The following is a 13188-nucleotide window of genomic DNA, read 5'->3' as shown; positions in this document are numbered from 1 at the left end:
CTTCGGGTCGGCGAAGGCGCGCTCCTGCATGGCCTTGGAGGCGCGCAGGGTGTCATGGCTCCGCCACCGGCGACGGCGGCTCCGCCACCGGCACCGGCCCGGGCGGCGGCTCCGGCACGGGCTCCGGCTCCGGCTCCGACGGCGGCGGTACGGGGACGGGGGCGCCCCCCTCCGCCCCGCCCGGCGGCCCCGCGGCGGGCGGAACCGGCGCGGGGAACGGCTCCGGCCCCGGCGGGGACCCCGGACGGCAGCTCGCCTCGGCCACCGGCACCACGCCCTCCGGAGTGCTCGGGCGGGTCCGCTGGATCCTGCTCGGCGTGCTGGTCATCGGCGGCGTCGCCGGAGTGGCCGGGCCCGCCGTCCTCGGATTCGCCGGACGGCGCGGGACCCCCGCGGATCCATCTCGTACGGGAATTCGTAACCTGAAAAGCGGCTGAACGTGGTGGTTCCCCGATCCGCCCGTGCGGAATTGTTGTTCCCGGCCGGTCGACGGACCGGCCGGAAAATGAGAATCCGGATTTCGCTTGTGCGTCCATTCCATGACATCCGTTTTCACGGAGGAGATCAGAAGTGAACGTCAAGTCCCGCGCTCGTCTCGGTGCCGCCCTCGGCGTGGCCGCCCTCGGTCTCGGTGTCGCCCTCGCCCCGGCGGCCCAGGCCGACCCCACCCCGGTCACCCAGTACCGCACCCTGGCGGGTGTCGGCTCGGACACGACCCAGGACGTCATGAACGGCCTCGGCGACGTCGTCGTCAACGCCTTCGGCCAGAAGATCATCGCCTCCTGGAACGCCACGGGCACGGCCACCATCAAGACCAAGGCCACCGGCTGTGTGATCAACCGCCCGAACGGCTCCTCGGCCGGCATCGACGCGCTCCGCAACGCCGTGGACACCAACTCCGGCTGCCTCGACTTCGCCCGCTCCTCGCGCGGCCCGGTCGACACCGCCACCTCCACGGACCTGACCTGGATCCCCTTCGCCAAGGACGCCGTGTCCTGGGCCAAGCGCTCCGACAGCGCCCTGCCGGCCGACCTGACGGCGGCCCAGCTGAAGAGCGTCTACGAGTGCAACCTCACCAGCCTGAACGGCGTGGCGCTCACCCCGATCCTGCCGCAGGCCAACTCCGGCACCCGCCAGTTCTTCCTCTCCTCCATCGGCGTGACCACGCCGGGCGCCTGCGTCACGCAGGGCGCCCAGGAGAACGACGGCACCGTCCTCGACTCCGCCGGCGACATCGCCCCGTACTCGGTCGCCCAGTACACGGCGCAGGAGAAGGCCGTCGTCGCCGACCGCCGCGGCGCGGCCGTCCTCGGCTCCGTCGGCACCGTCGCCCCGCGCAACACGGACAAGACGCTCAACCCGTCCTTCCCCTTCACCCGTGACGTCTACAACGTCGTCCCGACCACGAAGCTGACGAACGCGACGGTCTCCCAGACCTTCGTCGGCTCGTCCTCCAAGGTCTGCGCCGCCGGCACGACGATCGCCTCCTACGGCTTCGGCACCCTCGGCGCCGCCTGCGGCACCACCACCCTCAAGGGCGAGCGCTGACCGCTCCCGCCCCCTGACCGCACGCCGGCCGGGCACCCCAGGGTGCCCGGCCCCCCGGCGTACCCCGCCCGAACTCCCCGGACCCGCCCGCGACCTCCCGCGTCCCGCCCACGCTGCCGACCACCACCCGCCCCGGAGGACATCCGTCCCATGCACCAGGTCACGCCCCTCAGATCACCCGTGGCACTGCTCACGGCCCTCGCCCTCCTCTGCGGCGCCCTCGCCCTCGTCCTGGGCCTGTCCACGCCCGCCTCCGCCGCCACCCGGCACGGCACCTTCACCCCGGCCCCGGCCTCGGGCGCCCTCGCGGACGGTCTGTCGTCCGTCACCGCCGACGGGCCGTGCCCCGCGCCCGCCGAGGCCGGCGAGCCGTACGTCAAGGGCGTCCTGGTCCTGGTCGACCCCGGCGACCCGGCCCTCACCGCGCCGATCGCCGAGGTCGCCCCCGGCGGGCCGCTCGGCACCACCCCGCTCTCCGGCCCGCTCACCGGCTCCGGCGCCGGCTACGCCACGCTCCAGGACCGGCTGCGCGAGCTCGTGCCCTCCGGGCCCCTGGACGGCCGGTACGAGCTGCGGCTCTCCTGCGAGACGGCGGACTCCGAGGCCCGCGCCGCGTACTTCTCCCGGATGATCGAGGTCACGGGGGAGAGCTGGTCCGCCATCGACCAGCAGGCGACCAACCTGAAGGTCGGCTCCGACAGCGCCACCCCGCCCGTGGGCAGCACCTTCCCGATCCGGGCGGAGATCGAACCGGCCGCCGCGGCGGGCACGGTCACCTTCCTCACGCTCGACGACGCGACCGGCGAGATCAAGGAGCTCGGCACCCGGGAGCTCGTGGCCGGCAAGGCGGAGATCACGGCCACGATGCACGGCACGGTCAACCTCTCCTTCCCCGTCCTCGCGCAGTACACCCCCGCCGACCCGGCCGCGTACACCCCCAGCCAGGCCCTGGAGACGTTCGTGGCGGGCCCCGCCACCACCCCGACCCCCACCGGCACCCCGACACCCACCGGCACCCCGACGCCCACCGGCACGCCGACCCCCACCGACACCCCGACGGACGGGCCGACCGACGACCCGACCGACGACCCGACGGACGGGCCCACCGACGAGCCCACCCCCACGGACACGCCCGGCACCGGCGCCACGCCCACGCCGACCGCGTCCGGGGCCGCCGGCGCCGACGGCACCACCGGCGACCCGTCCGGCTCCTCCGGCTCCTCCGGCGCCGGCGGCGGTGACGGCGGGGCGACCGGGTCCGGCTCCACCGGCGCCTCCCCGCAGGGCGGTTCGGGCGGCGCCCTCGCCGCGACCGGCGCCTCCTCCTCCGCCGCCTCCGCCGCGCTCGGCTCGCTCGCGCTCTGCCTGCTCGGCGCGGCGGCCGTGATCGGGGTCCGCCGCCGCAAGGCGGTCGCCCGGCCGTGACCACCGCACCGGCTCCCGCCGCCCCCCGCGCCGGGCTCGCCCTGGCCGGGGCGGCGCTGTGCGTGCTCGCCGCGCTGCTCATCGGCTTCGCCGCGAACCTGACCGTCGTCGGGCACCTCCAGCACGCCCGCGACCAGGCCACCGCCTACGACGAGCTGCGCGAGCAACTCGCCCTCGGCACCGCCCCGGTGGGGCAGACCACGTACGACGGCAAGCCGGTCGCCCTCGGCGCCCCCGTCGCCCTGCTCCGCATCCCGGTCCTCGGGCTGCGCGAGGTCGTCGCCGAGGGCACCACGTCCGAGGTCCTCATGTCGGGCCCCGGCCACCGCCGCGACACCCCGCTGCCCGGCCAGGCGGGGACGGCGGTCCTCATGGGCCGCCAGTGGGGGTACGGCAGCCCCTTCAACGACCTGCACCGGCTGCCGCCCGGCGCCCGCGTCGAGGTGACGACCGGTCAGGGAGAGGCCGTGTACGAGGTGGTGGGCGTACGGCGGCCCGGCGACCCGACCCTGCCCGCGCCCGGCGCCGGGGCGGGCCGGCTGACCCTGGTGACGGCCGACGGGGGCGCGTACACCCCGGAGGACTTCCTCTTCGTCGACGCGAAACTGGTCTCCGACGTCCAGCCCAGCCCGGCCCGCCCGCTGCGGCCCGGCTGGATCACCGACGCGGAGAAGGCGCTCGCCGGCGACCCGGCCGCCTGGCCGAAGATCTTCCTCGGCGCCCAGGCCCTGCTCCTCGCCGCCGTCCTCACCGTCGCCGCCCGCCGCCGCTGGGGCCCCCGCCAGACCTGGATCGCCGCCACCCCCGTGCTCGTCGCGCTCGGCGTCCTCGTCTCCGGCGAACTGACCCGGCTCCTCCCCAACCTCCTCTGAGAACCGTGGAGTTGATGACCGCATGACCGACCTCGCCGACACCGTCACCCTGCCGCCCGTGCCCGGCGGGAGACCGTCCGTCCCCGGCGGGAGGCCGCCCGCCGCCCGCGCGGGCGCGCTCGACGCCGAGGCCGTCTCCGCCTGGTTCGGCGACCGCAAGGTCCTCGACCGGGTCTCGCTCGCCATGCCCGCCCACGAGGTGACCGCCCTCATCGGCCCCTCCGGCTGCGGCAAGTCGACCTTCCTGCGCATCCTCAACCGGATGCACGAACTCATCGGCTCCGCCGCCCTGTCGGGCCGGGTCCTCCTCGACGGCGCCGACATCTACGACCGGGGCCGCCGCATCACCCACGCCCGCCGCGAGATCGGCATGGTCTTCCAGAAGCCCAACCCGTTCCCCGCGATGTCCCTGTACGAGAACGTCCTCGCCGGCCTCAAGCTCGGCGGCGTCCGGGCCGGCCGCGATGAGAAGGACGCCCTCGTCGAGGAGTGCCTGACCCGCGCCGGCCTCTGGAACGAGGTCAAGGACCGGCTCCGGCAGCCCGGCGGCGCCCTCTCCGGCGGACAGCAGCAGCGCCTCTGCATCGCCCGCGCGCTCGCCGTCCGCCCCCGCGTGCTCCTCATGGACGAGCCCTGCTCGGCCCTCGACCCCACCTCCACCCGGCGCGTCGAGGAGACCATCGCCGAGCTGAAGTCCGAGGTGACGATCGTCATCGTCACCCACAACATGCAGCAGGCCGCCCGGGTCTCCGACTCCTGCGCCTTCTTCCTCGCCGAACAGGGCACCCCCGGCGTGATCGTCGAACACGGCCCCACCGACACCGTGTTCGGCTCCCCGCGCGACCCGCGCACGGCGGACTACGTCAACGGCCGCTTCGGATAGGGAAGCCGGCGACACGACGGAGGGCCGGCACGGGAACCCCCGCACCGGCCCTCCGCCGCGTCCCGCCCGGCTACAGCCCCGCGGCCGCCGCCAGGTCCTTCTTCAGCGCGCCCAGCACCTCGGCGCCGGTCGCCCGGGCCGCCGCGAGCCCGCTCGCGTCGGCGACCGGGACCACGACCTCCAGGTAGCACTTCAGCTTGGGCTCCGTGCCCGACGGGCGGACGATCACCCGGGCCTTGTAGTCGCCGTCCAGGTGGTAGCGCAGACCGTCCGTCGGCGGCAGCGACTCCGTGCCCTTCGTCAGGTCCTCCGCCGAGACCACGGTCAGGCCCGCGAGCCGCACCGGCGGGGTCTCGCGCAGGGCGGCCATCGCGTTCGCGATGATCCCCAGGTCCTCCACCCGCACCGACAGCTGGTCCGTGGCGTGCAGCCCGTGCGCGACCGCCAGGTCGTCGAGCAGGTCCGTCAGCGTCCGGTCCCGCTCCTTCAGCTCCGAGGCCAGCTCGGCGACGAGCAGCGCCGCCGTGATGCCGTCCTTGTCGCGGACGCCCTCGGGGTCCACGCAGTAGCCGAGCGCCTCCTCGTACCCGTACCGCAGCCCGTCGACGCGCGCGATCCACTTGAAGCCGGTCAGCGTCTCCTCGTACCCGACCCCGGCCGCCTCGGCGATCCGGCCGAGCAGCGAGGACGAGACGATCGACTCCGCGAAGACGCCCCGCGCGCCCTTGTGCACGAGGTGCGCGGCGAGCAGCGCGCCGACCTCGTCGCCGCGCAGCATCCGCCAGCCGCCCTCGACGGAGGCGTCCGGCACGGCCACGGCGCAGCGGTCGGCGTCCGGGTCGTTGGCGATGACGAGGTCGGGGTCCACGGCCCGGGCCGCCTCGAAGGCGAGGTCCATGGCGCCCGGCTCCTCCGGGTTCGGGAAGGCCACCGTCGGGAACGCCGGGTCGGGCTCCGCCTGCGCGGCGACCAGCGCCGGCGGCGGGAAGCCGTGCCGCGCGAAGGCCGCCGTCAGGACGTCCTTCCCGACGCCGTGCATCGCCGTGTAGACCGTCCGCGCGGTCCGCGGCGAGCCGGGCGTCAGGACGGCGTCGGTCCGGGCCAGGTACGCCTCCAGGACCTCCTCGCCGAGGGTCTCCCAGCCGTCCTCGGGCCGGGGCACGTCGGCCAGCGCGCGGACGGCGGCGATCTCGGCCGCGATCTCGGCGTCGGCCGGCGGCACGATCTGCGAGCCGTCGCCCAGGTACACCTTGTAGCCGTTGTCCCGCGGCGGGTTGTGGCTCGCGGTCACCTCGACGCCGGCGACGGCGCCCAGGTGCCTTATGGCGTACGCCAGGACCGGCGTCGGCAGCGGGCGCGGCAGCAGCGCGGCGCGCAGCCCGGCGCCCGTCATCACGGCGGCGGTGTCCCGGGCGAAGTCGGCCGACTTGTAGCGGGCGTCGTAGCCGATGACGACCAGGCCGCCGGCCTGCCCCTTCCCCTTCAGGTACGCGGCGAGCCCGGCGGCGGCCCGGATCACCACGGACCGGTTCATCCGCATGGGCCCGGCGCCGAGCTCCCCGCGGAGCCCCGCGGTGCCGAACTGCAGCGTCCCGGCGAACCGGACCGCCAGCTCGTCGGTCTCCCCCCGGTCGAGGAGCGCGCCGAGCTCCTCCCGGGTCTCGGGGTCGGGGTCCTCGGCGAGCCACGCCTGGGCCCGGGCGAGGAGTTCGTCCTGCGTCACGGTGATGCGCCTTTCGTCTGCGGGCGGTGAGGTGGGGTGGGGCGGTCGGTGGGCGGGGGCGGTCGGTGGGGCCGGCCGCTGCGCGGAGCCTTTCCCCGCCCCGACCCTTCCCGTAACCGGGGCTCCGCCCCGGACCCCGCCCGGTCACGGGAAGGGGCGGGGGAGGAGCCCCGCGCGGCGGCCCCCGCCACGCCCGGGGCCCCTGCTGCTCCGGGGCCCGGGAAGCGCCGGGCCCCGGGGGGAACGGCCCCGGAAGGATCAGATGCGGTCCAGGACCCGCGTCAGCAGTTCGCCCATCCGGGCGGCCGAGTCGCGGCCCGCCTGCAGGACCTCCTCGTGGTTCAGCGGCTCGCCCGAGAGCCCCGCCGCGAGGTTGGTCACCAGCGAGATGCCCAGGACCTCCGCGCCGGCCTCGCGCGCGGCGATGGCCTCCAGGACGGTGGACATGCCGACGAGGTCGCCGCCCAGGACGCGGACCATGTTGATCTCGGCGGGGGTCTCGTAGTGCGGGCCGGGGAACTGGACGTACACGCCCTCCTCCAGCGTCGCGTCGACCTCCTTGCACAGCGCCCGCAGCCGCGGCGAGTACAGGTCGGTGAGGTCGACGAAGTTCGCGCCGACGATCGGGGAGGCGGCCGTCAGGTTGATGTGGTCGCTGATGAGGACCGGCTGGCCGGGGCGCATGCCCTCGCGCAGGCCGCCGCAGCCGTTCGTCAGGACGACGGTCTTCACGCCGGCGGCGACGGCCGTGCGCACGCCGTGCGCGACGGAGGCGACCCCGCGGCCCTCGTAGAAGTGGGTGCGGCCGAGGAAGACCAGGGCGCGCTTCTCACCGATCTTGTACGAGCGGACCTTGCCGCCGTGGCCCTCGACGGCCGGCGGCGGGAAGCCGGGAAGCTCGGTGACGGGGAACTCGGCCTCGGGCGCGCCCAGGGCGTCGACGGCCGGCGCCCAGCCGGAGCCCATGACCAGGGCGACGTCGTGGTTCTCGACTCCGGTCAGCTCGCGCAGTCGCGCGGCGGCGGACTCGGCGGCCTCGTACGGGGTGGCAGTAGCGTTCACTGGCTCTTCTCGCCTCGGGGAGGGGGTCCGAGGGCGGTGACCCCGGACGGAATTCGTTCGCGAAGAAGCCTAGCCGGAGAATTCCTACGCGCGTAGATGACGGCGCGGACGGACATGCGATCGTTGTCTTGTCGTTTCCGACGAAACCGCCGGCGGAACCGCCACCGCACCGCCCCCGGGACCCCGGACCGGCCCCCGCCTCAACAGGGCCGCTTGCGGATCTCCATCACGTAGTCGTGCGGCGCCCCCGCCGACTCGGCCGCGTCGGCCACCTCGCCCAGGTAGCGCGCGGACGGCAGCCCGCCCTCGTAGGCGTTGAGCACGTACACCCAGGCCGGCTCCTCACCGTCCAGGGTGTGCACCCGGACCCGCATCCGCCGGTAGATGTCGAGCCCGACGCCCTCCCAGCGGTCCATGGAGTCCTCGTCCATCGGGGCGATGTCGTACAGCGCCACGAAGACCTGCTGGCGCGGGGCCTCCACGAGGGTGGCCAGCGCCCCCTCCCAGCCCATCTGCTCCCCGCCGAAGGTGAGCCGCCAGCCGTTCAGCCAGCCGGTGCCGCGCAGCGGGGAGTGCGGGGCGCGGCGGCTCATCAGCCGCGCGTCGAGGTTGCCGGCGTAAGCGGCGTAGAGCGACATGGGACCGAGGGTACGGGAGGGACCGGGGTGCCCGGAGAACGCCGAGGTGGGGCCGGGCGGAGGGTCCCGCCGGTCCGCCCGGGGGCCCGGCCGGCGGTCTCCCGGCGGTCCTCCGGGAGATTTCCCGGGGCCGGGGAGGGCCCCGGCGCGAGGGACTCCGCCGCGTGCGGGAGAATGGGGTACGCACTTGAAGCGTGCGGGACAATGGCGTACGCACTGCAGCCCAGCGGGGGCCGCACACCCCCGGCAGAACGAGAGCGCGAGGCGTAGATCCCAGTGACCCGGATCGTGATCATCGGCGGCGGACCCGGCGGATACGAGGCGGCCCTGGTGGGCGCCCAACTCGGCGCGGAGGTGACCGTCGTCGACTGCGACGGCCTCGGCGGCGCGTCCGTCCTGACCGACTGCGTGCCCTCCAAGACCCTGATCGCCACCGCCGAGGTGATGACCACCTTCGACTCCTCCTACGAGGAGCTGGGCATCATCGTCGCGGACGACACCCCGCACATCGAGCAGGCCGCCCGCGTCGTCGGCGTGGACCTCGGCAAGGTCAACCGACGGGTGAAGCGGCTCGCGCTCGCCCAGTCGCACGACATCACCGCCTCCGTCACCCGCGCGGGCGCCAGGGTGCTGCGCGGCCGCGGCCGGCTCGACGGCCGGCAGGCCCTGGACGGCTCCCGCCAGGTGATCGTGACGGCCGCCGACGGCAGCGAGGAGACGCTGACCGCCGACGCCGTCCTGATCGCGACCGGCGGCCACCCGCGCGAGCTGGCCGACGCCAAGCCGGACGGCGAGCGGATCCTGAACTGGACGCAGGTCTACGACCTGAAGGAGCTCCCGGAGGAGCTCATCGTGGTCGGCTCCGGTGTGACCGGCGCCGAGTTCGCCGGCGCCTACCAGGCCCTCGGCTCCCGGGTCACCCTCGTCTCCAGCCGCGACCGGGTGCTCCCGGGCGAGGACCCGGACGCCGCCGCGGTCCTGGAGGACGTCTTCCGCCGCCGCGGCATGAACGTCATGGCCCGCTCCCGCGCCGAGTCCGCCAAGCGGGTCGGCGACCGGGTCGAGGTCACCCTCGCGGACGGCCGGGTCATCTCCGGCACCCACTGCCTGATGGCCGTCGGCGCCATCCCGAACACCGCCGGGATGGGCCTGGAGGAGGCCGGGGTCCGGCTCAAGGACTCCGGGCACATCTGGACCGACAAGGTCTCCCGCACCTCCGCCCCCGGCGTCTACGCGGCCGGTGACGTCACCGGCGTCTTCGCGCTCGCCTCGGTCGCCGCCATGCAGGGCCGGATCGCGATGTACCACTTCCTCGGCGACGCGGTGACCCCGCTCAACCTGAAGACGGTCTCCTCGAACGTCTTCACCGACCCCGAGATCGCCACCGTCGGCTACACCCAGGCCGACGTCGACGCCGGCAAGATCGACGCCAAGGTCGTCAAGCTGCCGCTGCTGCGCAACCCCCGCGCCAAGATGCAGGGCATCCGGGACGGCTTCGTGAAGATCTTCTGCCGCCCCGGCACCGGCATCGTGGTCGGCGGCTGTGTCGTCGCCCCCCGGGCGAGCGAGCTGATCCACCCGATCTCGATCGCGGTCGACAACAATCTGACGGTCGAACAGATCGCAAATGCTTTCACCGTGTACCCCTCCCTGTCGGGCTCGATCGCGGAAGTGGCACGGCAGTTGCACACCCGAAAGACCACGGGCGAGGGCTGACACCCCGCGGACCCGGACGGCGATCACCGTCCCCGCCTGCGGGAACGGTTCGCCGACTCGGACAACCCCCGGCAAGACGGGGCATAGCCGGGGCGCAAAACGGATCAATGACGGGGCTCTCCATACCACTTGGGAGCCCCGCCTGTGTGCATCTTCCGCAATCCGGCGCATAGTGCTGAAAAGCATCGGCCGCCCACGTTACTGTCAGTTTCGTGTTCGCTGCAGAACGTCGCCAGTTGATCCTCGAAATGGTGCGAGCCAATGGGGCCGTGTCGCTCCGCGAGCTCGCCCGCGTCGTCCAGACCTCCGAAGTGACCGTGCGCCGTGACGTACGGGCCCTGGAGGCAGAAGGACTCCTCGACCGCCGGCACGGCGGTGCGGTGCTGCCGGGCGGATTCACGCGAGAGTCCGGCTTCCCGCAGAAATCCCATCTCGCGACCGCGGAGAAGACGGCCATCGCCGACGTCGCCGCGAGCCTGGTCGAAGAGGGCGAGGCCATCGTCGTCGGCGCCGGGACCACCACCCAGGAGCTGGCCCGCCGGCTCGCCCGGGTGCCCGGCCTCACCGTCGTCACCAACTCGCTGCTCGTCGCCCAGGCCCTCGCCCACGCCAACCGGGTCGAGGTCGTCATGACCGGCGGCACCCTGCGCGGCTCCAACTACGCCCTGGTGGGCAGCGGGGCCGAGCAGTCGCTCCAGGGGCTGCGCGTCTCCCGCGCCTTCCTCTCCGGCAGCGGTCTCACCGCCGAGCGCGGCCTCTCCACCTCGAACATGCTCTCCGCGAGCGTGGACCGGGCGCTGGTGCAGGCGGCGGCCGAGGTCGTGGTCCTCGCCGACCACACCAAGCTCGGCACCGACACCATGTTCCAGACGGTGCCGACGGACGTGATCACCCGCCTGGTCACCGACGAGCCCCCGCCGCACGACGAGCGGGCCGCCACCGAGCTCCAGGCCCTCGCCGACCAGGGCGTGCAGATCGCGGTGGCCGGCACCGGGCAGGGCGGCGCGCCCGCCGGCGAGCAGCTCCCCCCGGGCGTCCGGGGCCGCCGCGAGATGCCGCTGCCCGTCCAGCGCGGGGGCCGGATGCCGTCCGGTCAGTTCCGCGGCCCCGGGCCCGGGATGGGCGCCGAGCCGCTGGAGCGGACGGCCCGCGTCGCGGACCTCCGTCGGCGCTGAGCCCGTGACCCGCCTCCGTACCGCCCCGCACCTGTTACCCGTACGGCCCGCGCCCGCCCGTACGCGGTGAGCCGCCGCCCCTCGTCCGCCGCACCCCGGTGCGTACGGCGAAGGGCCCCCAGGCGGCTGCCTGCGGGCCCTTCTTCCGAGCATCCGGGCGGACGGGCCGTCAGGCCTTGATCTCGCAGATGCCGGCGCCGGAGGTGACCGACGCGCCGACCTCGGCGGTCAGGCCCGTGACGGTGCCGGACTTGTGGGCGTTGAGGGGCTGCTCCATCTTCATGGCCTCCAGGACGACGATCAGGTCGCCCTCCTTGACCTCCTGGCCCTCCTCGACCGCGACCTTGACGATCGTGCCCTGCATCGGGGAGGCGAGGGTGTCGCCCGAGGCGGTCGGGCCGGACTTCTTCGCGGCGCGGCGCTTGGGCTTGGCGCCGGCGGCCAGACCGGTGCGGGCCAGGCTCATGCCGAGCGACGAGGGGAGGGAGACCTCCAGGCGCTTGCCGCCGACCTCGACCACGATGGTCTCGCGGCCGGCCTCGTCCTCCTCCGCGTCGGCACCCGCCGGGGCGAACGGCTTGATCTCGTTGACGAACTCCGTCTCGATCCACCGGGTGTGGACGCGGAACGGGTCGGCGGTGAAGTCCGGGTCGACCACGACGGCCTGGTGGAACGGGATGGCGGTGGCCATGCCCTCGACCTTGAACTCGGCGAGCGCGCGGGCGGCGCGCTGGAGCGCCTGCTCGCGGGTGGCGCCGGTGACGACCAGCTTGGCGAGGAGCGAGTCCCAGGCGGGGCCGATGACCGAGCCGGACTCGACGCCCGCGTCCAGGCGGACGCCCGGGCCGGTCGGCGGCTGGAAGAGGGTGACGGTGCCGGGGGCCGGGAGGAAGTTGCGGCCCGGGTCCTCGCCGTTGATGCGGAACTCGAAGGAGTGACCCCGGATCTCCGGATCGCCGTAGCCCAGCTCCTCGCCGTCGGCGATCCGGAACATCTCGCGCACCAGGTCGATGCCGGTGACCTCCTCGGTCACCGGGTGCTCCACCTGGAGACGGGTGTTGACCTCCAGGAAGGAGATCGTCCCGTCGAGGCCGACCAGGAACTCGACCGTGCCGGCGCCGACGTAGCCGGCCTCCTTCAGGATCGCCTTGGAGGCCGCGTACAGCTGCTTGTTCTGCTCCTCGGTCAGGAACGGCGCGGGGGCCTCCTCGACGAGCTTCTGGTGGCGGCGCTGCAGCGAGCAGTCGCGGGTCGAGACGACCACGACGTTGCCGTGCTGGTCGGCGAGGCACTGGGTCTCGACGTGGCGGGGCTTGTCGAGGTAGCGCTCGACGAAGCACTCGCCGCGGCCGAAGGCGGCGACGGCCTCGCGGACGGCGGAGTCGTAGAGCTCGGGGACCTCTTCGAGGGTGCGGGCGACCTTCAGGCCGCGGCCGCCGCCGCCGAACGCGGCCTTGATCGCGATCGGCAGGCCGTGCTGCTCCGCGAAGGCGACGACCTCGTCGGCGCCGGAGACCGGGTCGGGGGTGCCCGCGACCAGCGGGGCGCCGGCGCGCTGGGCGATGTGCCGGGCGGCGACCTTGTCACCGAGGTCGCGGATGGCCTGCGGCGGGGGGCCGATCCAGGTCAGGCCGGCGTCGAGGACGGCCTGGGCGAACTCCGCGTTCTCGGAGAGGAATCCGTAGCCGGGGTGGACGGCGTCGGCGCCGGCGTCCTTCGCGGCCTGGAGCACCTTGGCCATGTCCAGGTAGCTGGTGGCCGGGGTGTCACCGCCCAGGGCGAACGCCTCGTCGGCCGCGCGGACGTGCAGGGCGTCCCGGTCCGGATCGGCGTAGACGGCTACGCTGGCGATCCCGGCATCCCGGCAGGCACGGGCGACACGAACAGCGATTTCGCCACGGTTGGCGATGAGCACCTTGCGCACGATGGCTCCCTCCTTGAAACAAGCTGAGTTTAGGGACTGCCGACACGGCCCCTCGACCCGTCCCCGATGGTGAGCTTTCCCACATGGGGTCGTGGTCGAAGGTCGCTCGGGTCGTGAAATCCCTTGTCGCACCACGGTACGCAGGGTTCCTTGACGGCACAGTAGCTCTGAGGTGTGGCGCAGGTCTCTGTTCGTGGAGCCAGTCGCCGTTCGCGTTTCTTT

10 protein-coding genes are annotated in these 13188 nt (G+C 74.1%); 6 read left to right on the top strand and 4 right to left on the bottom strand.

Annotated elements, in window-relative coordinates:
• Positions 1-570 precede the first annotated feature (570 nt).
• The 4 genes from AB0E83_RS29580 (at position 571) to AB0E83_RS29565 (ending at position 4728) form a co-directional block, all read left to right on the top strand.
• On the top strand, positions 571-1548 hold the full coding sequence (locus AB0E83_RS29580; protein ID WP_362118469.1) for a substrate-binding domain-containing protein: 978 nt from the start codon (positions 571-573) through the stop codon (positions 1546-1548).
• Positions 1549-1728: 180 nt separating this feature from the next.
• A complete protein-coding gene (locus tag AB0E83_RS29575) occupies positions 1729-2973 on the top strand; it encodes an LPXTG cell wall anchor domain-containing protein (protein ID WP_362118466.1) in 1245 nt (414 codons plus the stop codon).
• The gene (locus AB0E83_RS29570) at positions 2970-3845 is read left to right on the top strand and encodes a class E sortase (RefSeq protein ID WP_362118463.1); all 876 of its coding nucleotides are present in this window, start codon (positions 2970-2972) and stop codon (positions 3843-3845) included. Before AB0E83_RS29575 ends, AB0E83_RS29570 begins: the two co-directional genes overlap by 4 nt.
• 22 nt (positions 3846-3867) lie before the next feature.
• Positions 3868-4728, top strand: coding sequence for a phosphate ABC transporter ATP-binding protein (locus AB0E83_RS29565; RefSeq protein ID WP_362118460.1), 861 nt, complete (start codon positions 3868-3870; stop codon positions 4726-4728).
• A gap of 70 nt (positions 4729-4798) precedes the next feature.
• Here AB0E83_RS29565 and AB0E83_RS29560 read toward each other — a convergent pair whose 3' ends face one another.
• The 3 genes from AB0E83_RS29560 to AB0E83_RS29550 all read right to left on the bottom strand — a co-directional run bounded on the left by AB0E83_RS29560 (position 4799) and on the right by AB0E83_RS29550 (position 8151).
• Positions 4799-6451, bottom strand: a complete 1653-nt coding sequence (locus AB0E83_RS29560; protein WP_362118458.1) for a phospho-sugar mutase — start codon at positions 6449-6451, stop codon at positions 4799-4801.
• 258 nt (positions 6452-6709) lie between these two features.
• The gene (locus AB0E83_RS29555) at positions 6710-7513 is read right to left on the bottom strand and encodes a purine-nucleoside phosphorylase (protein ID WP_362118455.1); all 804 of its coding nucleotides are present in this window, start codon (positions 7511-7513) and stop codon (positions 6710-6712) included.
• A 200-nt stretch (positions 7514-7713) separates the two neighbouring features.
• Complete coding sequence (locus AB0E83_RS29550) at positions 7714-8151, bottom strand: gamma-glutamylcyclotransferase (RefSeq protein WP_362118452.1); 438 nt, start codon at positions 8149-8151, stop codon at positions 7714-7716.
• Between the two features lie 276 nt (positions 8152-8427).
• On the opposite strand from AB0E83_RS29550, the gene AB0E83_RS29545 reads away from it, so the two are divergent.
• Together AB0E83_RS29545 and AB0E83_RS29540 are read left to right on the top strand one after the other, a co-directional pair.
• On the top strand, positions 8428-9867 hold the full coding sequence (locus tag AB0E83_RS29545) for an NAD(P)H-quinone dehydrogenase (RefSeq protein ID WP_362118449.1): 1440 nt from the start codon (positions 8428-8430) through the stop codon (positions 9865-9867).
• Between the two features lie 212 nt (positions 9868-10079).
• Entirely contained in the window at positions 10080-11042 is a 963-nt protein-coding gene (locus AB0E83_RS29540) for a DeoR/GlpR family DNA-binding transcription regulator (protein WP_362118446.1), read from the top strand.
• Positions 11043-11211: 169 nt separating this feature from the next.
• Here the strand turns inward: AB0E83_RS29540 and AB0E83_RS29535 are convergent, their stop codons facing one another.
• Positions 11212-12966 (bottom strand): biotin carboxylase N-terminal domain-containing protein, encoded by a 1755-nt coding sequence (locus AB0E83_RS29535; RefSeq protein WP_362118443.1) that lies wholly within the window; start codon positions 12964-12966, stop codon positions 11212-11214.
• Positions 12967-13188: the final 222 nt, after the last annotated feature.

The organism is Streptomyces sp. NPDC035033, assembly GCF_040636735.1.
GTDB lineage: Bacteria > Actinomycetota > Actinomycetes > Streptomycetales > Streptomycetaceae > Streptomyces.
Note: the sequence above shows the minus strand (reverse complement) of the source record. Positions and strands in the feature narration are given on the sequence as shown.